Below are 21,242 nucleotides of genomic sequence, written 5' to 3'. Positions count from 1 at the left end.
CGCCGCAACACTCCTACGAGAGCGCTCTCATCCCCCCGCGGCGTCGCATCGGCGGCACCACCCACGGCACCACGGGCGAAGACCGATCCCCCACCCCCGGCGTCCGTAACGCCCTATCGACAGGCGATGTCATGACATCTCGTGCTACATCCGTACGCCCGCGTCCCCGGCGGCGGACCGTCCGGCACCTCCTCGCCGGAGTCGCCGTGGCCCTGGTGGCGGCCCTGACCCCGGCCGTGGCCACCGCCCCGGCGCAGGCCGCCCCCACCCTGCTGTCGCAGGGACGCCCGGCGACCGCCTCGTCCACCGAGAACGCCGGCACCCCCGCGTCGGCTGCTGTCGACGGCAACACCGGCACCCGCTGGGCCAGCGCCTTCAGCGACCCCCAGTGGCTCCAGGTCGACCTGGGCGCGCGGGCCACCATCAGCCAGGTCAACCTGCTCTGGGAGGGCGCCTACGGCCGTGCCTTCCAGCTCCAGACCTCCGACGACGCGGCCACCTGGACCACGATCTACTCGACCACCACCGGCGCGGGCGGCACCCAGAACCTCACCGTCACCGGCGCCGGCCGGTACGTGCGCATGTACGGCACCGCCCGGGGCACCGGCTACGGCTACTCGCTCTGGGAGTTCCAGGTCTACGGCGAGACCGACGGCGGCACCTCCACCTGCGGCAGCACCAACGTCGCCCAGGGCAGCCCGGCGACCGCCTCGTCCACCGAGAACGCCGGCACCCCGGCGTCCGCCGCCGTCGACGGCAACACCGGCACCCGCTGGGCCAGCGCCGCCAGCGACCCGCAGTGGCTGCGCGTCGACCTCGGCAGCACCCGCACGATCTGCCGGGTGACGCTCACCTGGGAGGCCGCGTACGCCCGGGCCTTCCAGCTCCAGACCTCCGCGGACGGGTCCACCTGGACCACCATCTACTCGACCACGACGGCCACCGGCGGCACGCAGAGCCTCACCGTCACCGGCAGTGGCCGCTACCTGCGCGTGTACGGCACCGCCCGGGGCACCGCCTACGGCTACTCACTGTGGGAGCTGGCGGTGAACACGACCGGCGGCGGCACCACCGAGCCCCCGGTCGGCACCACCGACCCGTACAACCCCAACCTCGGGCCGAACACGTACGTCTTCGACCCGAGCACGCCGACGTCGACCATCCAGAGTCGACTGAACACCCTCTTCACCCAGCAGGAGACCAACCAGTTCGGCCCGCAGCGCTACGCCGTGCTGTTCAAGCCGGGCACCTACACCGCCGACGTCAACCTCGGCTTCTTCACCCAGGTCGCCGGGCTCGGCATGAGCCCCGACGACGTCAACCTCAACGGCCACGTCCGCACCGAGGCCTTCTGGATGGGCGGCAACGCCACCCAGAACTTCTGGCGGGCCGCGGAGAACCTCTCGGTCACCCTGCCCGCCGGGCAGACCGTGGAGCGCTGGGCGGTGTCGCAGGCCGCGCCGTACCGGCGGATGCACCTGCGCGGCGCGCAGAACCAGATCCAGCTCTGGAACGGCGGCGACGGCTGGTCCAGCGGCGGCCTGCTGGCCGACACCCGCATCGACGGCCTGGTCGTCTCCGGCTCGCAGCAGCAGTGGTACTCCCGCAACAGCGAGTTCGGCAACGGCTGGACCGGCTCGGTGTGGAACATGGTCTTCCAGGGCGTCGTCGGCGCCCCGGCGCCGAGCTTCCCCAACCCGTCGCACACGGTCATCGCACAGACCCCGCAGGTGCGGGAGAAGCCGTTCCTGTACGTCGACGGCAGCGGCGAGTACCGGGTCTTCGTGCCCGCCCTGCGCACCAACTCCACCGGCACCAGCTGGTACAACAAGACCCCGGCCGGCTCGTCGATCTCGCTGTCGCAGTTCTTCGTCGTCCAGCCCGGCACCAGCGCGGCCACCATCAACGCGGCCCTCGCCCAGGGCCGGCACCTGCTCTTCACCCCAGGCGTGCACCACGTGACCGAGCCGATCCAGGTCAACCGGGCCGACACGGTCGTCCTCGGCCTCGGCCTGGCCACCATCCAGGCCGACAACGGCAGCGTGGGGATGCGGGTGGCCGATGTGGACGGCGTCAAGGTCGCCGGCCTGATGTTCGAGGCCGGCACGACCAACTCGCCGGTGCTCATGGAGGTCGGGCCGTCCGGCTCGGCGGCGAGCCACGCCACGAACCCGACCTCGCTGCACGACGTGTTCTTCCGCATCGGCGGGCCGCACGTCGGCAAGGCCACCAACACGCTGACCGTCAACAGCGACAACGTGATCGGTGACCACATGTGGCTGTGGCGGGCCGACCACGCCGCCAGCGGCGTACCGACCGGGTGGACGCTGAACACCGCCGACACCGGACTGACCGTCAACGGCGACAACGTCACCATGTACGGCCTCTTCGTCGAGCACTACCAGAAGTACCAGACCGTCTGGAACGGCAACGGTGGGCGGACGTACTTCTACCAGAACGAGATGCCGTACGACCCGCCCAACCAGGCTGCCTGGATGAACGGGTCGACCCGGGGGTACGCCGCGTACAAGGTGGCCGACTCGGTCACCAGCCACGGGGCGTGGGGCCTGGGCAGCTACTGCTACTTCAACGTCAACCCGGCCGTCGTCGCGGACCGGGCCATCGAGGCGCCCACCAACTCGAATGTGCGGTTCACCAACATGGTGACCGTCTCGCTCGGGGGTGTCGGCACCATCAACCGGGTGATCAACAACGCCGGCGGGACCGCGAACGCGGCCACCCAGCAGGTGTACCTGACCACCTACCCCTGACCGGGGCGCCCGCGCCGGCCCGCTCGCACACGTGACCGGGCTGGCGCGGGTGGCACCGAGGGCCGGGCCGGCCCGGTCCCGCCGAAGACCGGGCCGGCCACGGTCCTTGCCTCAGTACGCCAGCACCTCGGCCGCCGCGCGTTCGCCCGCGCGTACCGCGCCCTCCAGATAGCCGGCCCACCGGGTCGCCGTCTCGGTGCCCGCCCAGTGCACCCGCCCAACCGGCGCCCGCAGCCGCGGCCCGTACGTGCGCCACGCCCCCGGAGTCAGCACGCCGCCGAAACAGCCCCGCGTCCACTCGTCGGCCGACCAGTCGTACTCGACAAGCGCCACCGGATCAGCCGCGCGCGGCCCGACCACGGCGGCGAACGCGTCCAGCACGCACTCGCGCCGCCGCGCCGGGGACATCTCCCGCAGCGCGGCGGCGTCGCCGGCGTAGCTGAACCCGGTCAGCACGCCGCGCGGCGAGGTCGGGGTGGAGTTGTCCACCGTCTCGGTGAGCGGCCCGGCGCTGCTGGTGGACACGCCGGAGCGCCCATCGGCACGCCAGAACGGCTCGGCGTAGACGGCGTGCACCTTCCACGCCGACCCCATCGGCATCCGCTGCGTCAGGCCGTCGCGCAGCGCCGGGAGCGGCGGGTCGTACCGGATCCGGCCGGCCAGCGCCGGCGCCAGCGCGACCACCACTGCGTCGCCGTCGACGGGCCCGGCGTCGGTGCACACCGTCACCCCGCCCGCGTCCTGCCGGATCGTGTGCACCGCGGCGCCCAGCCGCAGCGTCTCCGGTGGCAGCCCGGCCGCCATCCGCTCGGCCAGCGCCGGCGGACCGCCCACGATCCGGTCCTGCTGCGCGCCGCCGGCCATGCTCAGCAGGGGCCCGGTGCCGCCGGCGCTGCGCAGGTAGAACAGCAGGTGCAGCAGGGACAGCTCGTCCGCGGCGGTGGCCAGTAGCCCGCCGGCGAGCAGCCGTCCCAGGTAGTCGGCCGTGTCGGCGTCCCCGGCCGTGGCGCGCAGCCAGCCGCCGAGCGTCGTCGCGTCCCACCGTGCGGCCTCCGGCGCCCGCCACGGCTCGGCCGGGTCCAGGACGGCGGCGTACTCGTCGAGCAGCCCGAGCACCCGGGCGACCTGCGCCGGAGGGTCGGGTCGCCGCTCGCCGGACCACAGCAGAGTGGACGCGCCGAGCGCCGCCGAGGCGAAGGTGACCAGCCCGTGCTCGGCGACCAGCGCGTACATCCGGTCCTGGGTCGGGCCGATCCACTGGGCCCCCAGGTCGAGCTGGGTCCCGTCGGGCAGCCACCGGGTCAGCACCCGCCCGCCGACGCGGTCGCGGGCCTCGAGCACCCGCACGCGCGCGCCGGCCCGGTGCAGCGCCGCCGCGGCGGCGAGACCGGAGAAGCCGGCGCCGACCACGACGACCCGGACGCCCTCGGACACGGCACGGTCTACCCCAAAGCGTCGGGCATATGACTCTTCGCGGGCCCGCGGCGATGATCGCGGTCCGGGTGGGGTGGCATCGACGGTCCTATACTGTGCCTACCGGTCGTGGAACCCGTGAGCGGAGGCGGGCGTGCCACTCTTTTTCCTGAGTTACGCCCAGGAGGACAACCGCAACAGCCAGATACACGAGTTCTTCGTCGATCTCAGCGAGGCGGTGGCCGGGCTGGCTGCCCTGCACTGGGACGAGGCGGGGTTCATCGACGGGCACATCCCGCTCGGCAGCACCTGGCCGGACACCCTGTCCGACGCGTTGTCCACCAGCGCCTGCCTGGTCGCGCTCACCTCGCCGCGGTACGTCGTCAGCGACTACTGCGGTCGGGAGTTCCAGGTCTTCGCCGACCGGATCGACGAGCACGAGCGGCAGTTCCACGTTCGTCCGCCGGCGATCGTGCCGGTGCAGTGGCTTCCGTGTGACCGGCTGCCCACGGCGGTCGCCGCCTTCCAGTACCGCAACTTCCATACCGGCACCGCCTACGCCCAGGACGGCCTGCTCACCCTCAAGCAGCGCAAACGGCACGAGGACGATTACAAGGACTTCGTCGACGCGCTCGCCCGGCACATCGTGCAGACCGCCCGCGACCACACCCTGCACCGGCCGGCGCAGCGCCCCGTGCTGTCCAAGGTGACCAGTGCCTTCGACCGGCCGGCGCGGCAGCAGGCGCACCACGGCCCGAGCGTGTCGACGGCGGCGCAGCGGGCCACCAGTGCCCGGCACGTGCACATCGTGCTGGTCGCCGGCAGCTCCGCCGAGATGGCCGGCAGCCGGCCCGGCGCGGAGGACCGCTACGGCGCGGTCTCGCGGGACTGGCGGCCGTACCGGCCCGAGCTGGAGGTGCCGATCGGCAGCTGGGCCGGGGCCATCGCCACCACCAAGAGCTACGGCTGGACGGTGGAGGACGCCGAGGAGCTGGCCGCGGTCCGGGAGTGGGCGCGGGCGCACAACCAGATCGTCGTACTGGTGGTCGACGTCTGGTCCGCCGACCTGCCGCGCTACCAGGTCAGCCTGATCGCCTACGACCGTGACGTGAACTCGCCCCGGGCGCCGGTGCTGGTGCCGTGGACGGCCGCCGACGACGCGGCTGCCGGCGGCAACCGCAAGATGTGGGACACCCTGGCCCGGGTGCTCCCGCATCACGTGCTGCACAACACCCGCGACGTGTGGCGCACCGAGATCGCGACCTCCGCACGCTTCCAGGAGGAACTGGAGGACGTGCTGGTGGTCGAGCAGGGTCGGATCTACCGCACGGGCACGGTCTACCAGGAGCCGCCCACCGACGGCTCCGGTCTTCGCCCGATCCTCGAAGGTCCCTAGGGGAGGCACGCCATGGCGGTGAACGAGACGGCACGCGGCCAGATCGTGACCTTCTACTCGTACAAGGGCGGCACCGGCCGCACGATGGCGCTGGCCAACGTGGCCTGGATCCTGGCCAGCCAGGGGTTGCAGGTGCTGGTCGTCGACTGGGACCTGGAGTCCCCGGGCCTGCACCGCTACTTTCATCCGTTCCTGCGCGACAAGGAGCTGCGCGCCACCCCCGGCGTCATCGAGATGATCTGGGATTACTCGATCGCCACGATGCAGCGCAACCGTGACGAGGACTCCCAGGAAATCCTCACCGGTCATGCCAAGATCCAACGCCGTGCGGTCTCGCTGAACTGGGACTTCAGCCACGGCGGCGTGATCGACTTCGTGGCCGCCGGGCAGCAGGACTCGGCGTACTCCCGGCTGGTGAGCACCTTCGACTGGGCCAACTTCTACGAGCGGCAGGGCGGCGCGTCGTTCATCGACGCGGTCCGGGCGCAGATGCGCGCCGAGTACGACGTGGTGCTGATCGACAGCCGCACCGGCCTCAGCGACGTCGCCGGCATCTGCACCGTGCAACTGCCCGACCTGGTCGTCAACTGCTTCACCATGTCCACCCAGAGCATCCGCGGCGCGGCGGCGGTGGCCCGCTCCATCCGCAGCCAGCGCCCGGACGACCCGCCGCTGCTGCTGCCGGTGCCGATGCGCGTGGAGGACGCCGAGCTGCGCAAGCTGGAGACCGGTCGGGACCTGGTCCGCGCCGAGTTCGCCCCGTTCCTCGACCACCTCTCCGACGCGGCGGCCGCCCGCTACTGGAACACCATCGAGGTGCCGTACCGCACGTTCTACGCCTACGAGGAGATCCTCGCCGCGTTCGGCGACCGGCCCGAGCAGGTCGGCACCCTGCTGGCCGCGTACGAGCAGCTCGCCTCGGTGATCACCGACGGGCGGATCACCCAGCTGCACCCGATTGGCGAGACGGACCGTCGCCGCTCGCTCGCCGAGTTCGAACGGAGCCGGCTCACCGCCGAGCAGGCCGTGCTGCTCAGCTACGCCTCCGCCGACCGGCTCTGGGCCGAGTGGATCACCGACCAGTTGGAGGACGCCGGGCTGCGGGTGGACCGGCGCGCGCTGGACGTGCCGCTGCTCGCCGGCGGGCGGGCCGAGTTCGACCGGGCCGTCAGCGGCGCCAGCCGGGTGCTGGCCGTGCTCACCCGGCACTACGCGAGCACCTCCCTCGCGGGTGAGGTGTGGAAGACCGCCACCGGCCGCGACCAGCTCGGCGGCGGGGGAGTGCTGGTGCCGCTGCGGGTCGACGAGTCGCGGCTGACCGCCCCGTACAGCGAGCACAGCCCGGTCGACCTCACCGACAGTGACCCGTCCACCGCGCGGACCCGGCTGCTGGAGGCGGCGGGAACGCCGACGATCACGGCCGGCGGTCGCGCGGTCGGCCGGTTCCCCGGCCCGTTCCCGGCGATCTCCAACGTCCGCCAGCACGGGACGCCGTTCGTCGGCCGCGCCGCCCAGTTGGAGGCGCTGCGCGACCGGCTCACCACCTCGCCGGACTCGGCCACGCAGGTCGTGCACGGCCTCGGCGGCGTCGGCAAGACCCAGCTCGCCGCCGAGTACGCGCTGCGCTTCGCCCGCGACTACGACCTGGTCTGGTGGATCCCGGCGGACAGCGAGGACCGCATCCGCGGTGGTCTGGCCGACCTCGGCCAGGCGATGGGGCTGGGCACGGGCGGCGGCGCCGAGGCGGCCCGCCGGGTGCTCGACACGCTGCGCCGCGCCGGGCCCGACCGGCGCTGGCTGATCGTCCTGGACAACGCCGACAAGCCCACCCGCGCCACCCGGGCGCTGCTGCCGCAGGGGCCCGGCCACGTCCTGCTCACGACCCGCGACCAGAGCTGGAGCGAGTACGCCACCGCGACCGAACTGACCGTCTTCGACCGCGCCGAGAGCGTCCAACTGCTGCGCGACCGGGTCCGCGGGCTCACCGAGGCCGAGGCCGCCCAGGTGGCCGAGAAGCTCGGCGACCTGCCGCTCGCCGTCGAGCAGGGCGCGGCGTACCTGCGGGCCAGCGCCATGCAGGTCGAAAAGTATCTCAGCTCGCTGGACACCCCCGGCCTGTTGCGCATCCTCGACGGCCGGCAGTCCGCCGGCTACTCCAAGGCGCTCGCCGCGACCTGGCTGTTCACCCTCGGCCAGTTGCGCGAGGAGAAGCCGGCGGCGGCCCGGCTGCTGGAGCTGTGCTCGTTCTACGCGCCGGAGCCGATCCCGGTCGCGATGCTCACCGGCGACCGCTTCGCCAGCTTCATGGCCCCGATCGACCCGACGCTGACCGACCCGATCCTGCAGGGCCTGGTCACCGCCGAACTGGGCCGCTACGGCCTGGCCCAGGTCGACGCGGAGAACAACTCCGTGCGGATCCACCGGCTGGTTCAGCTCGTCATCCAGGACCAGCTGGCCGACCCCGACCAGGCCCGCCGGGAGGCCCAACTGCTGCTCGCCGCCGCCAGCCCACGCGACCCCGACAAGCCGGTCAACTGGCCGCGGTACGCCGAGCTGTGGCCGCACGTACGCCCCAGCGGCCTGCACCTGTCCACGATGGACGAAGCCCGGCAACTGGTCGTGGACATCGTGCGTTACCTCTACCGCCGGGGTGACTACGACACCAGCCGCGCACTGGCCGAGGAGTCGCTGGCCGCGTGGCGCGACACCGACGAGGACGACCCCACCAAGCTGCGGATGCGCTTTCACCTGGCGAACGTCCTGCGCGCGCAGAGCCACTTCGACGGGGCGTACGAGATCGACCGGGACGTCTACGACCGGCAACGGCGGATCTTCGGCGAGGAGCACCTCTACACCCTGATGACGGCCCGCAGCCTCGGTGCGGACCTGCGCGCCCAGGGCCTCTACCACGAGGCCGAGGCGCAGGATCGGCGCACCCTGGAGCTGAGCGTGCGCAGCTTCGGCGACGACAGCGGCCGTACGCTGACCGCGGAGAACAACCTCGCCGTCTCGCTGCGCCTGGTCGGCGACTTCCGTGGCGCCGCCGCGCTCGACCAGCACATCCACGAGCGGCGGCGGGACCGCTTCGGTGAGGAGGATCCGTCCACCCTCGCCTCGGCCAGCAACTACGGGCGCGGCCTGCGCGACACCGGCGAACTGTGGCGGTCGCACAGCGTCCTGCAACGCACCTACACCATCCAGCAGAAGGTGATCGGCGCGGACCATCCGGAGACCCTGCGAACGGCGAAGGAATTGGCGCTCACCCTGCGTCAGCTCGGGCGCTTCGCCGACGCGCACCGGCTGATCGAGCGGACCGTGGTCCGCTACCAGCGCACCCTGGGCGGTGAGCACGCCGACACGCTCTCCGCCGAGATGGCCCTGGCCACCACGTGGTCGGCGGTGGGCGACAACCAGACCGCCCTGCGGGTGGCACGCCGCCTGCGCGACGGCTACAACGAGGTGCTCGGCGAGTCGCACGCCATCACCCTGGCCTGCCTGAACAACCTCGGCGTGCTGCTGCGCAAGCAGGGCGACCACACCCAGGCCCGCGAGCTGTCCCAGCGGGTCCGCGACCAGTTGCTGACCAACCTCGGCGAGCGGCACCCGCACACCCTGCTGGCCACCCTCAACCTGGCCAACGACCTGTTCGCCCTCGGCGACCGCGACAACGCGTTGCTGCTGGACACCACCGCGTACGTGGAGCTGACCCGGGCGCTGGGCGCCGAGCACCCGGACACGCTCTCCGCCTCGGTCAACCTGGCATTGAGTCGGCAGGCCACCGAGAGCGAGGCGGACGCCGGCCGGGCCCTCTACGACGAGGCGTTCGGCCAGTTGGTGCAGCTCTTCGGCGGCGACAACCCGCGGGTGATACAGGCCCGCCAACGGGAACGCTCCAACGCCTATATCGAGCCTGCGCTGCTCTGACCCGCGCCGCCGTCCCGCCCCGCATCGCCGTCCCGCCCCGCGCCGCCACGTCTCGACGGCGTCGCGGTCCGCCTCGGCCATCTCTCGTGCGTCCTTTGCTCTGCTTCACTCCACGCAACACCGCCGGGCCGCGAGTGTTGCGCCCGTTGAAGCAGAGCAAAGGACGCAACTGCCCCCTGGCCTCGCGTCCGGAGCGGGGCGGGGGGCAGGGCGGGGCGGCGTTGCTGTCCGCAGCCGACCGGTCAGGCGGGCTGTGCCAGCCAGGCCGCGAGCGCGAGCGGGTCGGCGTCGGGGAGCGTGTGGCTCAGCGCCCGCACCAGCTCGGGCCGGCTGGTCAGCACCCCGGCCGCGGCCGGCTGCCCGGTGTGGTGGGCGGTCAGGGCCAGCCCCACCCAGGCGTCGACGTCCCCGCAGTCGGCCGCGACACGTCGCCGGTATCCGGCCAACGCGTCCTCGGAATTGCCCGCCGCGTACGCCTGGTCGCTCGGGCTCGACCCCGGCGGCGCGCCGGAGCCCAGCAGCCGTTGGCGGACGGCGCCCTCGGGACCGCCGCCCATGGTGAGGGCGGGGCGGGCCGCGGTCGGGACGACTGTCGACGTCGCGCGGCCGGCCTCCGGTGGCACACCCTGTCGCCACGCGTGCGCCAGGCGGGCAACCTCGTCCGGATCGGGGATCAGGTTGGCCAGGCCCCAGCGCACCGCGCTGGCGTCCGCCACGTCCCGCACCGCCGCCGCGACCGCGCCGTCGACCGGGTCGCGCCAGCCGCGCAGGGTGCCCGCCATGTCGGCCACGAACGACCGGCCGGCCGCGGTCAGCTCGGCCGCGTCGGCGAGCTGCCGGACCGCGCGGATGGTCTGCTCCCGCCAGTACGCGTACTCGAACGCGGCGGCGGTGCCCTCGTGCCGCCGGCAACGCCACACCTCGGCCACCCCCAGGTGGGCGTAAGCGCCTTGGAGCAGCGCGCCGACCGGGCGCGGGTCCAGTCGCCAGGGCGCCCGGTAGCGGGCCGGCCCACCCGGTTCGTGGAGCGGGACCAGGTCGAGCAGCGCGCCGAGTTTGGTGTGCTGCAACTCGTGCACGAGCAACAGCGCGAGGGTCCGCGCGTCGGCGGGCACGGAGAGCGCGATGGCGCCGAGCGCGTCCCTGCTGGTGGCGCTCACCGGGTTGCCCGAGGGCGGCGGCCGCAGCGGCACGAGTGTGCGCAGCAGCCCGGCCAGCGCGTCGGCGTGCGCCGGAAGGTGGGCACGCAGCCACTGCCCGGCCTCGGCGGTGAGCCGGTCCAGTCGGTCGGCCGACACGTCGTCCAGTCGGGGTGCCGACGGCCGGTGGTAGCAGTCGCGCCACGGGTCCTGGTCGTCGACCAGCACCTCGACCGCGTCGAACGGCCTGGTCCTGCGGACCGGTAGCCAGCCGATCCCGCCGACGCCCGCGTCGAGCAGCCGGCCACCGCCCGCCTCGATCCGTACCCCGTCCGCGTCGCCGCTGGCGGCGTCGATCCGCAGCGTGCCGGCCGCGCCGGACAGCCGCACCGGGCTGTCGAAGGGCAGGCCCGTCGCCGCGCCGACGGTGGGCAGCGGCAGCACACCGTCGGCCGGCCGGGGCAGTGTCAGCGTGAACGTCAGGCCGGCGCGGGTCGCCGCCGCCGCGGCGAGCGCGGCCAGGTAGGCGGGCCCGGCGGCGCCGTCCAGCGCGGCGCGGGCCCATCCGGTCACCGGCGGATGGGTCAGCACCGCGGCAACCGTTGCCGGGTCGGCGTGCTCGGCGCGGGTGAGCAGCTCCAGACTCTGCCGGACCAGTGGCTCGCCACGGCAGGCGCGGGCCGCGGCGACGGTCAGCAGCCGACGGCGACCGAGCTGCCCGCCCCGCAACACCGCGACCGTCGCGGCGTCGCCGTGGCCCCCGGCCAGCCCGGCGAGCTGCGCCGCCGACAGCGGGCCGGTCATGGGCGTGCCACCGGCGTCGGCACGCTCGCCCCGGCGACGCGACGGTGCAGCGCGTCCAGGTCGGCGGTCACCACCGTCCGCACGTGCTGGATCAGCCGCAGCAGGTCGGCACAGTAGACGGACGGGTGGGCAAAGCCGGCGCCGTCGCGGAAGCGGTGCGCGTACAGGCCGCCACCGCAGACGTCGACGACCGGGCAGGCCCGGCAGGCCGGCGCGAGCGCCGCGGTCCCGGTGGGACGCCCGGCCAGCGACGGGTGCCGCAGCGCCTCGTCGAAGCTGTGCCGGAAGACGTCGAAGCCGGTCCGCATCGCCGACGCGGTGGTCGTCTTGAGCGTGTCGGTGCCCTCGATGGTGCCGTCGGTCTCGATCGTCATGACGTCCGGCTCGGCGGCGCCCAGCGCCTGGGTGCCGCTGCGTCCGCCCAGCAGCAGCGCGATAAGTGACTCGAACAGGCGGATGCCGGTACGCCGGGGCGTCTCGGCGTACCAGCGGTCGAAGACGGCGATCAGCCAGTCCGCGTACGGGGTGGCGGGGTCGTCCGGGTGGCGCCCGGGTGGGGGAGCGCTCCAGTTGCCGTGCGGCAGCAGCAGATCCAGTCGGGGCGGGTCGAACTCCCGCAGGCCCTCGTAGACGGCGATCGGGTCGTTGGCCAGGTCGACCGTGCAGAGCAGACCGGCGTAGCGAGCCCGGTGTTCGGGCCGGGCCAGCAGGCGCAGCGCGGCGGCCACCTCGGCGAAGCTGCCCCGGCCGTCGGCGTGGCGGCGATGGCGGTCGTTGGCGGCGCGGTCGCCGTCCACGCTCACCCCGACGTCGATGCCGTGCGTGTGGCACAGCTCGAGCGCGGCCTCGTCGAGCAGGAGCCCGTTGGTCTGCATCGCCACGTCGAGTGCGACGCCGGAGGGCATCGCGGCGCGCAGCGTGCGTACCGTCCGGTCGAGCACTGCGGGGCCGGCGAGCAGCGGCTCCCCGCCGTGCAGCACCACCCGGACCCGGTCGGTGCCGTGCCGGGCCACGTGGGCGGCGAGCCGGTCGGCGACCCGGCCCACGGTGCCGGGGGCCATGACCCGTGGCCGGGTCCGCCAGCCCTGGTCGGCGTGGCGGTAGACGTAGCAGTAGTCGCAGGCCAGGTTGCACCGTGAGTGGATCTTCAGCACCACCTGGCGGATGCGGGGCGCGGCCACGGCAGGGCGGTGTCGGGTGGCCGACGGCGGGGCGTCGGCCGGCACGGTCAGAAGCTCGACTCGAACGCCGACACGTCGCCGGGCCGGCCCGGCTCACTCTCGGCGGCCAGCGTGCCCAGCACGTGGGCCAGGACGCCGTCACCGGCGCCGGCCAGCAGGTCCGCCAGAGGTACGTCGCCGAGCTGCACCAGAGCGGTGCCGACAGTGCGGGGGATAAGCGGCTGGTCGTGGTCAGCCACCGTGGATCGTCCTTCGGTCGAAGACCGGCACCTGCGTCACCGCTGCGCTCACTCCGCCTTTCTACACCATCGCACCCGGCCCCGGACGGCGCGACACCGCAGCCCGTACGCGCTGGCCACCGTGCCGTTACCTGGCGTACGACCGGGGCCGCCCGGCGGGCCTGTCGGACCTGTTCGCGTCATGGGGTCGACACGGGTTCCTGCGCGGAGGCACGGGCCGGGTCGTGGTCGCGGAGCATGGCCAGCAGCCCGGGAAACCGTTGTTCCACCTCGTCGTGGCGGAGCGTGACCAGCCGGCGGATGCCGTCGACGCGCGTGCGGATCAGGCCGGCATGGCGCAGCACCTTGATGTGGTGCGACAACGTCGACTTGCCGATCGTGACGTGAGTGTCCCGGAGGACGTCGCTGCCGCAGGTCCAGTCCCCGGCGGCGTCGAGGGCGCGCACGAGCGTGAGCCGTACCGGATCGGCGAGCGCGCTGAGCACGACGTCGATCGTCACGGTCTCGATGGCGGGTTCGATCACCTCGGTCACGAGACGAAGCCTAGCCAGTTGTTGCAGAAAGTACGACCTTCGTCGTACTGTTCGACGCATCTCGAACAGTACGATGCGGATCGAACATTGGGTAGAACCTTGAGAGCGATCATCTACCGCGACAACGGCGGCCCCGACGTCCTGCAACTCGTCGAGCGTGACCGGCCGGCGCCCGCACCCGGCGAGGTCCTCGTCCGAGTCGCCGTGTCCGGGGTCAACCCGACCGACTGGCAGGCCCGCTCCGGCGTCGCCCACCGCAAGCTGTTCCCCGAGATCACCCCGCACCTCGACGGGGCCGGTGTCATCGACGCCGTCGGTGACGGGGTCGACCCGGGCCGCGTCGGTCAGCGGGTGTGGCTGTTCATGGCCGCCGCCGGGCGACCCACCGGCACCTCCGCCGAGTTCACCGTCGTACCGGCCGAGCAGGCAGTGCCGCTGCCGGACGAGGTCGGGTTCGACGTCGGCGCCTCGCTCGGCGTGCCCGCGCTCACCGCCCACCGCGCGCTGACCGTCGCCGAGGACGGGCCACGCCGTCTGCGCCCCGGCGCGCTCAACGGCGCGGTGGTGCTCGCCGCCGGCGGGGCCGGCGCGGTCGGCCACGCGGTGATCCAACTCGCCCGATGGGCCGGCGCCATGGTGATCAGTACGGTCAGCGGCCCGGAGAAGGCCAAGCTGGCCACCGCCGCCGGGGCCCACCACACGATCAGCTATCGCGAGGGCGACCCTGCCGCCGACATCCGTGCCATCGCCCCCGACGGCGTCGATATCGTCGCCGAGGTGGCCCTCGGCGCCAACCTCGCTCTGGACCTGGCCGTGCTGCGCACCCGCGGCACGATCGCCACGTACGCCAACCAGGGCGGGCAGGCCGTCGAGCTCAACGTCGGGCAGAACATGGTGCTGAACACGCGCCTGCAGTTCCTGGTGCTCTACACGGCTGGCCCGCAGGCGCGCGCCGCAGCCGTCGAGGACGTCGCCGCCGCGGTCCGTGACGGCGCCCTGCCGGTCGGCGCGCAGCACGGCCTGCCACTGCACCGCTTCCCGCTGCACCGCACCGCCGACGCGCACCGAGCGGTGCAGGACGGCGCGGTCGGCAAGGTGCTGGTGGACGTCGCACCCTGACGTTCAACCGGCTACGCCCGCTTGGACGCGCTATGGGACGTACCGGACGGCCGCCGCCGTGACGGACAAGGCGGTCGAACGGGACGACCGGGTGGCGGTGCCGGTGGGCCGGACCGCGCGTTTGCTCACGGCCCGGGCCGGGAAACCGAGCCGCCCGGCCGGGGTCCACCCGTGGCCGCAGCAGCGGATGGAGGCGGCCATGGCGTACCGACCGGCGACCGTCGACACCGTGCCCGACCTCGGCACCCTCACCCTCGGTGTCGAGGAGGAGTTCCTGCTGCTCGACCCGGACAGCGGCCGGAACCTGCCGGTGGCCGACCAGGTGCTGGCCGCGCTGCGCGGCCCGGCCCGCGACCAGGGCCGCCAGGAGTTCCGGCACAGCATGGTGGAGATGGTGACCCCGGTCTGCGCCGATCTCACCGAGTTGCGCACCCACCTGGTGGCGCTGCGCCGCTCCGCCGTCGAGGCCGCCGCGGTGGCCGGGGCCCGGCTCGTGGCGGTCGGCGCCACCCCGGTGGCCGAGCCGCACCGGACGGTGCCCGACCGGCCGCGCTACCACGCCATGTCCCGCCGGTACGGGCCGGTGGCGCACGACCCGGCGGTCTGCGGCTGTCACGTGCACGTCGGGCTGCCGGACCGGGAGCTGGCCGTACAGGTCTGCAACCACCTGCGGGTGTGGCTGCCGGTGGTGCAGGCGATCGCCACCAACTCGCCGCTGCACGACGGGTACGACACCGGCCACGCCAGCTGGCGGTCCATGCAGTTGGAACGCTGGCCCAGCATCGGCCCCACGCCGTACTTCGACTCCGCCGCCGACTACGACCGCACCGTCGACGAGCTGATCGCCGCCGGCATCATGCTGGACGCGGCGATGGTCTACTGGTACGCCCGGCCGTCGTCGGCGTACCCGACGGTGGAGGTCCGTGTCGGTGACGTCTGCCCGACCGTGGACGACGCCGTGCTGGTCGCGGCCCTGGTCCGCAGCCTGGTCGCGACACTGGCCGACGACGTACGCGCCGGGGTGCTCGCCCCGCCCGTGCGCGACTGCCTCGTCGCCGCCGCGCACTGGCGGGCGGCCCACGACGGGCTGGACGGCGAGCTGATCGACCTGCGCGCCGGCGGCACCAGACCGGCCTGGGATCTGGTGGACGAGCTGATGGCGGTGATCGCCCCGGCGCTGCTGCGTCACGGCGATCTCGGCTACGTGCTGGCCCAACTGGCCCGGCTGCGCCGCGACGGCACCGGCGCGACCCGACAGCGACGGGTGCTGGAGCACACCGGCGACCTGCGTGCGGTCATCGACGACCTCGCCGCCCACACCGCCGCCGGCTGACGGGCCGAACTCAGCGGATGTCGTGGGTCTGCAACCACAGTTCCAGCAGACCGAGCTGCCACAGCTTGTTGCTGCCCGCCGCGGCCTCGGCCCGGTCCGGCTCGGCGAGCAGCTGCGCCACGTACTCGGGGCGGAACAGGCCCCGCTCGCGCGCGACCGGGGCCTGCAACGCTTCGGCGACCAGCTCGCGCACCGGCCCGTCCACGTTGCGCAGCGCCGGCACCGGGAAGTAGCCCTTCGGCCGGTCGACCACCTCGGCCGGCAGCACCTCCCGGGCGACCTCCTTGAGCACGCCCTTGCCGCCCTGGGCCACCTTGTGCTCCGGTGGGCAGTGCGCGGCAAGGGTGACCAGGTCCTGGTCGAGGAACGGCGTACGCACCTCCAGCCCCCAGGCCATGGACATGCTGTCCACCCGCTTCACCGGGTCGTCGGGGAGCATCAGGTGGGTGTCCAGGCGCAGGACGGCGTCCAGCGCGGTCTGCGCCCCGGGCGCGGCGAGGTGATCGGTGAGCAGGTCACGGCTGGCGTCGTGCTCCAGCGCGTACGCTGGGCCGACGATGGCGCGCAGCTCGTCGTGGTCACGGTCGAAGAAGGCGGCGGCGAACGTCTCGGCCGCGCCGTGCCGGGGCGCCTCGGTCAGCGGCTGGTGGTAGCCGTAGCCGGCGAACACCTCGTCGGCGCCCTGCCCGGACTGCGCCACCTTCACATGCCGCGCCACCTGCTCCGACAGCAGGTGGAAGGCGACCACGTCGTGGCTGCCCATCGGCTCGGTCATGGCCAGCACGGCCCCTCGTACGGCGGGCGTCAGGTCGTCGTCGGCGAGCCGGATCCGGTGGTGGTCGGTGTCGTACGCGCGGGCCACCAGGTCGGAGTAGTGGAACTCGTCGCCGGACTCGTCGCCCCGGCTGTCGAAGCCGATGCTGAACGTGCGCAGGTGCTCCTGGCCGGCCTCGGCGAGCAGCGCCACGATGAGGCTGGAGTCCAGACCGCCGGAGAGCAGCACCCCGACCGGGACGTCGGCGACCAGCCGTCGGCGTACGGCCGTGCGCAGCGCGTCGGAGATGGCGGCCCGCCAGTCGGCGGCGTCCATCCCGGCGTCGGCCGGCTCCCGCACGTAGTCGGGCTGCCAGTACACCTGCTCACGGCTGCGCCCGTCGGCCTCGATCACCCGCACCGTGGCGGGCGGGAGCTTGCGGACGCCGCGCAGCACGGTCCTGGGCGCCGGCACGATGGAGTGCCAGGACAGGTAGTGGTGCAGCGCCACCGGGTCGATGCCGGTGTCGACGTCGCCGGCGCGCAGCAGCGCGGGCAGGGTGGAGGCGAACCGGAGCCGCCCGGGGGTCTCGGCGAGGTAGAGCGGTTTGATGCCGAGCCGGTCGCGGGCCAGGACGAGCCGCCGCCGGGGCCGGTCGACCAGCCCGACCGCGAACATGCCGACCAGGTGGTCGACGAAGCGTTCACCCCAGTGCGCGTACGCCACCAGGATCACCTCGGTGTCGCTGGTGGATCCGAAGGAGTACCCGGCGTTCCGCAGCTCGTCGCGCAGCTGCGGATAGTTGTAAATGCAACCGTTGAAGACCAGCGCCAGGCCCAGGTCGTCGCGCACCATCGGCTGGCCGCCGGCATCGGACAGGTCGATGATGGTCAGCCGCCGGTGCCCGAGGAGCACCCAGTCGTCGGCGTACAGGCCCTCGTCGTCCGGGCCGCGCGAGCGCATCGCCTCGGTCATCCGGGTGACCGCCGCCGCGTCGGGCGGCCGGCCGTCGAAGCGCACCTCCCCGCTGATCCCGCACATCAGGCGGGGTGGCGGTGGTTCAGGGCAGACATGAGCGCCTCCTGTCACGTCTCCCCGGCTGGTGGTGGCGGGGGTCCGGCGAACGAACGGGGCGGCTGGCTACCCGCGTGCGGGGCGGTTATGCGCGCAGGGTGCGCAGGATGCGGGCCAGCTCGGCGCGGTCGGCGTCGGGGAGGTGGCCGAAGAAGCGATCCGCCTCGGCGCGGCGGGCGGCCCGGATGGCGGCGCTGACGCGGTTGCCCTCGTCGGTGAGCGCGACAAGGGTCGCCCGGCGGTCGGCCGGGTCGGGCCTGCGTTCGACGAGCCCTCGGGCCTGGAGGTCGTCGACGACCTCGGTGGCCGAGCGGGGCGCGATGTGCAGGTGCTCGGCGAGCGTGCCGGGGCGTACCTCACCGTGACGGCCGAGCACCCCGAGCGCCCGGGACTGGCTGGGGGTGACGTCCCACGGCGCCAACGACTCCCGGGTCTGTCGGCGCAGACGGGACGCGACCGCCCAGAACGTTTCGGCCAGGCTCTCGTCGCCGCTGTCGGTGGTGTCCTCGGTCACCGGAATACGGTAGCAGCCGATACTGTTGTTCCCTCATGTTGAGGTAACCTCAGCATATCGCCTCCGGAAGGAGTTCCCCTTGGAACGCACCCCGATGGGCCGCGACCGCGGCCACCGCACCGTCAGCGCCGAGGAGAAGACGCAGGCCCGCCAGGTGTCCCTGCGCCGCATCGGCCGTCTGTTCACCCCACACCGACCCGCGCTGGCCATCGTCACCGCGATCATCGTGCTCTCCTCGGTCGTCGCGATGGCCAGCCCGTTCCTGCTGCGTGCCGTGATCGACCGTGCCCTCCCGCAGGGCGACGTGACCCTGCTGGTCTGGCTGGTCCTCGGCATGGTCGCCGTGGCCGCCGCGACCGCCGCCCTCGGCGTCGTCCAGACCTGGATCTCCACCCAGGTCGGGCAGCGGGTCATGCACCGGCTGCGCACCGACGTGTTCAGCCACCTTCAGCGGCAGTCGCTGGGCTTCTTCACCCGCACCCGCACCGGCGAGGTGCAGTCCCGCATCACCAACGACATCGGCGGCATGCAGTCGGTGGTCACCTCCACCGCCACCGCCGTCGCGGCCAACCTCACCACCGTGGTCGCCACCGCCGTCGCCATGGTCGCGCTCTCCTGGCAGCTCTCCCTGGTCTCGCTCGTGGTGCTCCCGCCGGCCATCTGGCTGACCCGCCGGGTCGCCCGGATGCGCCGCGAGATCACCGACCAGCGCCAGCGCGAACTCGCCGACCTGAACGTCACCGTTGAGGAAGGGCTGTCGATCAGCGGCGTCCAGCTCGCCAAGACCCTCGGCACCGGCCCCGCCCTGATCGACAGGTTCACCGCCTCGTCGGCCCGCCTCGTCGACCTGGAGCTGCGCAGCGAGCTGGCCGGCCGCTGGCGGATGGCCTCGATGAGCATCATCTTCGCCGCCGTACCGGCAGTGATCTACCTCGCCGCCGGCCTGCCCGGCACCGCCGGCACGCTGAGCATCGGCACCCTGGTCGCCTTCACCGCCCTACAGGGCGGCCTGTTCCGGCCACTGATGGGCCTGCTCAACGTGGGCGTGTCGCTGACCGCCTCGCTGGCCCTGTTCGCCCGGATCTTCGAATACCTCGACCTGCCGGTCGACGTGGCCGACCCCGCCGAGCCGGTCCGCCTCGACCCCACCCGGGTCCGCGGCCACCTGCGCCTGGACGACGTCACCTTCGGCTACCCCGGCAGCGACACCGCCGCCCTCGCCGGCATCACCCTCGACGTGCCCGCCGGCACCAGCCTCGCCCTCGTCGGCGAGACCGGCTCCGGCAAGAGCACCCTCGCCGGCCTCGTCAGCCGCCTGCACGACCCGACCGCCGGCCGCATCACCATCGACGGCGTCGACCTGCGCGACCTGCGCCTGACCGACCTGGCCGCGATCGTCGGCGTCGTCAGCCAGGAGACGTACCTGCTGCACACCACCGTCCGGGAGAACCTGCGCTACGCCCGGCCGGACGCCACCGACGCCGAGATCGAGGCCGCCGCCCGCGCCGCCCAGATCCACGACCTCATCGCCGGCCTCCCCGACGGCTACGACACGATGGTCGGCTCCCGCGGGCACCGCTTCTCCGGCGGCGAGAAGCAACGACTCGCCATCGCCCGTACGCTGCTGCGCGACCCGCGCATCCTGGTCCTCGACGAGGCCACCAGCGCGCTGGACACCGAGACCGAACGAGCCGTACAGCGAGCGTTCGACGTGCTCGCCCAGGGTCGTACGACGATCACCATCGCGCACCGGCTGTCCACGGTCCGCGACGCCGACCAGATCGCCGTGCTCGACCACGGCCGCATCGTCGAGACCGGCGACCACGACAGCCTGCTCAACCGCAACGGCCGCTACGCCACCCTCGCCGCCTGACCCCCTCGCTCCCTCGCTCCCTTGCTCCCTTGATCGTTGGCGGCTGGGCGACACGACACGCCGAGAGTTTCGCTGCTGAGCTGCCACCGATCATCGCGGGCTAGCAGAACACGGGCGCACGTGGGGGTTTTCCACATGGGGAGCGCTGTCCACAGAGGCCGACGGGGGTCCTTGCGGCCCTCGGGGGCGGAGCCGCACGGTGCGTGGTGTGAACTCGGTGCTGCGGGAACTGGTGAAGCGGTCCGGAGGGCTGGTGACCCGCGCGGCGGTGGCACAGGTGGTGCCGGAGTGCGCGCTGGAGCATGCCTGCCGCGACGGCGAACTGGTACGGGTGCTGCCGGAGGTCTTCGTGGCGGCGCACCTGGTGCACAGTCGGCCGGGCACCCGGTCCTGAAGCAGCTCGACCCGAGCGTGGCCCCGCTCGCAGCTCTCGCATGGGCACGGGGGTGCGCCACACTCAGCCATGTCAGCGCGCTCGCCGCATGGGGCCTGCACACGCCGACTGCCAACGAGCCACTGCACCTCAGCGCACCGATCAACGCTGGCCTACGGACGCGCCCGGGAGTGGTGGTGCATCGACGCAGGGGTCTCGTCATCCAGCCGCCGCACGTGATCGTTCGCAGAGAGCTGACGGTGACCCGTCTTGAGGAGTCCATCGTCGACTCGTGGCCGATCCTGCCGTCCGCCGAGCGACGGGCACCCGTGATCCGGGCGGTCAACGACTGGCTGACTACCCCCGAGCGGCTGGCGGTCGCCCTCACCAACGAGCCGAAGCTGACCGACCGGGCAGCGTTGCGGATCCTGCTGACCAGGCTCGGCGAGGGATGTCGTAGCCCGCTGGAGATCTGGGGCCATGAGCACGTCTTCACCGGCCCGACCATGCCGGAGTTCCGCCGGCAGGTGCCGGTGCGTCTCGGGCGACGCACCGTGTACCTCGACATGTTCGCCGAGCGGGAACGGGTCAACATCGAACTCGACGGCGCCACCACTCATGGCGACCCTCGCCAGCGGGAGGCCGACCTGCGCCGGGACGCTCTGTTGGCGGCCGTCGGAATCCTGGTGGTCCGCTTCGCCCATCGCCGGCTGGTGCACGAGGCCGACGACGCACGCCGGGAGACCCTGGCGATCCTCGCGACCCGTAGGGCGACCCAACCGTCGAGCTGAGGCCTGGGACC

Annotated in this window: 15 protein-coding genes; 8 read left to right on the top strand and 7 right to left on the bottom strand. The window is 73.1% G+C overall.

Translation table 11 applies throughout. From position 1 onward, the window contains the following. Positions 1-131 precede the first annotated feature (131 nt). On the top strand, positions 132-2,771 hold the full coding sequence (locus ACGGAQ_RS17505) for a discoidin domain-containing protein (RefSeq protein ID WP_393050204.1): 2,640 nt from the start codon (positions 132-134) through the stop codon (positions 2,769-2,771). A gap of 111 nt (positions 2,772-2,882) precedes the next feature. Here the strand turns inward: ACGGAQ_RS17505 and ACGGAQ_RS17500 are convergent, their stop codons facing one another. Continuing rightward, positions 2,883-4,205: a flavin monoamine oxidase family protein gene (locus ACGGAQ_RS17500; RefSeq protein ID WP_393050201.1), complete on the bottom strand. Its 1,323-nt coding sequence runs from the start codon at positions 4,203-4,205 to the stop codon at positions 2,883-2,885. 133 nt (positions 4,206-4,338) lie between these two features. Between ACGGAQ_RS17500 and ACGGAQ_RS17495 the strand changes: the two genes are divergently transcribed. Both ACGGAQ_RS17495 and fxsT read left to right on the top strand, forming a co-directional pair. Further along, entirely contained in the window at positions 4,339-5,580 is a 1,242-nt protein-coding gene (locus tag ACGGAQ_RS17495) for a TIR-like protein FxsC (RefSeq protein WP_393050200.1), read from the top strand. 12 nt (positions 5,581-5,592) lie between these two features. Beyond that, the gene (gene fxsT / locus ACGGAQ_RS17490) at positions 5,593-9,504 is read left to right on the top strand and encodes an FxSxx-COOH system tetratricopeptide repeat protein (protein WP_393050197.1); all 3,912 of its coding nucleotides are present in this window, start codon (positions 5,593-5,595) and stop codon (positions 9,502-9,504) included. Between the two features lie 242 nt (positions 9,505-9,746). On the opposite strand, the gene ACGGAQ_RS17485 is transcribed toward fxsT, so the two are convergent. The 4 genes from ACGGAQ_RS17485 to ACGGAQ_RS17470 form a co-directional block, all read right to left on the bottom strand. Beyond that, positions 9,747-11,447: an aKG-HExxH-type peptide beta-hydroxylase gene (locus tag ACGGAQ_RS17485; RefSeq protein ID WP_393050194.1), complete on the bottom strand. Its 1,701-nt coding sequence runs from the start codon at positions 11,445-11,447 to the stop codon at positions 9,747-9,749. Next, positions 11,444-12,673, bottom strand: coding sequence for an FxsB family cyclophane-forming radical SAM/SPASM peptide maturase (locus ACGGAQ_RS17480; protein ID WP_393050191.1), 1,230 nt, complete (start codon positions 12,671-12,673; stop codon positions 11,444-11,446). Before ACGGAQ_RS17480 ends, ACGGAQ_RS17485 begins: the two co-directional genes overlap by 4 nt. Positions 12,674-12,675: 2 nt before the next feature. After that, a complete protein-coding gene (fxsA, locus tag ACGGAQ_RS17475; RefSeq protein ID WP_393050188.1) occupies positions 12,676-12,867 on the bottom strand; it encodes an FxSxx-COOH cyclophane-containing RiPP peptide in 192 nt (63 codons plus the stop codon). 179 nt (positions 12,868-13,046) lie between these two features. Further along, positions 13,047-13,400, bottom strand: coding sequence for an ArsR/SmtB family transcription factor (locus tag ACGGAQ_RS17470; RefSeq protein WP_393050185.1), 354 nt, complete (start codon positions 13,398-13,400; stop codon positions 13,047-13,049). Positions 13,401-13,499: 99 nt separating this feature from the next. Here ACGGAQ_RS17470 and ACGGAQ_RS17465 point away from each other — a divergent pair, with 99 nt between their 5' ends. Continuing rightward, the gene (locus ACGGAQ_RS17465; protein WP_393050183.1) at positions 13,500-14,519 is read left to right on the top strand and encodes an NADPH:quinone reductase; all 1,020 of its coding nucleotides are present in this window, start codon (positions 13,500-13,502) and stop codon (positions 14,517-14,519) included. Between the two features lie 199 nt (positions 14,520-14,718). After that, a complete protein-coding gene (locus ACGGAQ_RS17460) occupies positions 14,719-15,852 on the top strand; it encodes a glutamate--cysteine ligase (protein ID WP_393050422.1) in 1,134 nt (377 codons plus the stop codon). Between the two features lie 10 nt (positions 15,853-15,862). Here ACGGAQ_RS17460 and ACGGAQ_RS17455 read toward each other — a convergent pair whose 3' ends face one another. After that, positions 15,863-17,647, bottom strand: a complete 1,785-nt coding sequence (locus ACGGAQ_RS17455) for an N-acetylglutaminylglutamine amidotransferase (RefSeq protein ID WP_393050181.1) — start codon at positions 17,645-17,647, stop codon at positions 15,863-15,865. Between the two features lie 118 nt (positions 17,648-17,765). Beyond that, a complete protein-coding gene (locus ACGGAQ_RS17450) occupies positions 17,766-18,194 on the bottom strand; it encodes a MarR family winged helix-turn-helix transcriptional regulator (protein ID WP_393050178.1) in 429 nt (142 codons plus the stop codon). A gap of 94 nt (positions 18,195-18,288) precedes the next feature. Here ACGGAQ_RS17450 and ACGGAQ_RS17445 point away from each other — a divergent pair, with 94 nt between their 5' ends. The 3 genes from ACGGAQ_RS17445 (at position 18,289) to ACGGAQ_RS17435 (ending at position 21,231) form a co-directional block, all read left to right on the top strand. Beyond that, positions 18,289-20,067: an ABC transporter ATP-binding protein gene (locus ACGGAQ_RS17445; RefSeq protein ID WP_393050419.1), complete on the top strand. Its 1,779-nt coding sequence runs from the start codon at positions 18,289-18,291 to the stop codon at positions 20,065-20,067. A 199-nt stretch (positions 20,068-20,266) separates the two neighbouring features. Continuing rightward, complete coding sequence (locus ACGGAQ_RS17440) at positions 20,267-20,461, top strand: hypothetical protein (protein ID WP_393050175.1); 195 nt, start codon at positions 20,267-20,269, stop codon at positions 20,459-20,461. A gap of 239 nt (positions 20,462-20,700) precedes the next feature. Continuing rightward, positions 20,701-21,231, top strand: coding sequence for an endonuclease domain-containing protein (locus ACGGAQ_RS17435; protein ID WP_393050172.1), 531 nt, complete (start codon positions 20,701-20,703; stop codon positions 21,229-21,231). Positions 21,232-21,242: the final 11 nt, after the last annotated feature.

It is taken from the genome of Micromonospora sp. NPDC047557 (assembly GCF_043205095.1).
GTDB lineage: Bacteria > Actinomycetota > Actinomycetes > Mycobacteriales > Micromonosporaceae > Micromonospora.
The sequence above is the reverse complement of the archived record's forward strand: the minus strand, read 5'-3'. Positions and strand labels throughout refer to the sequence as shown.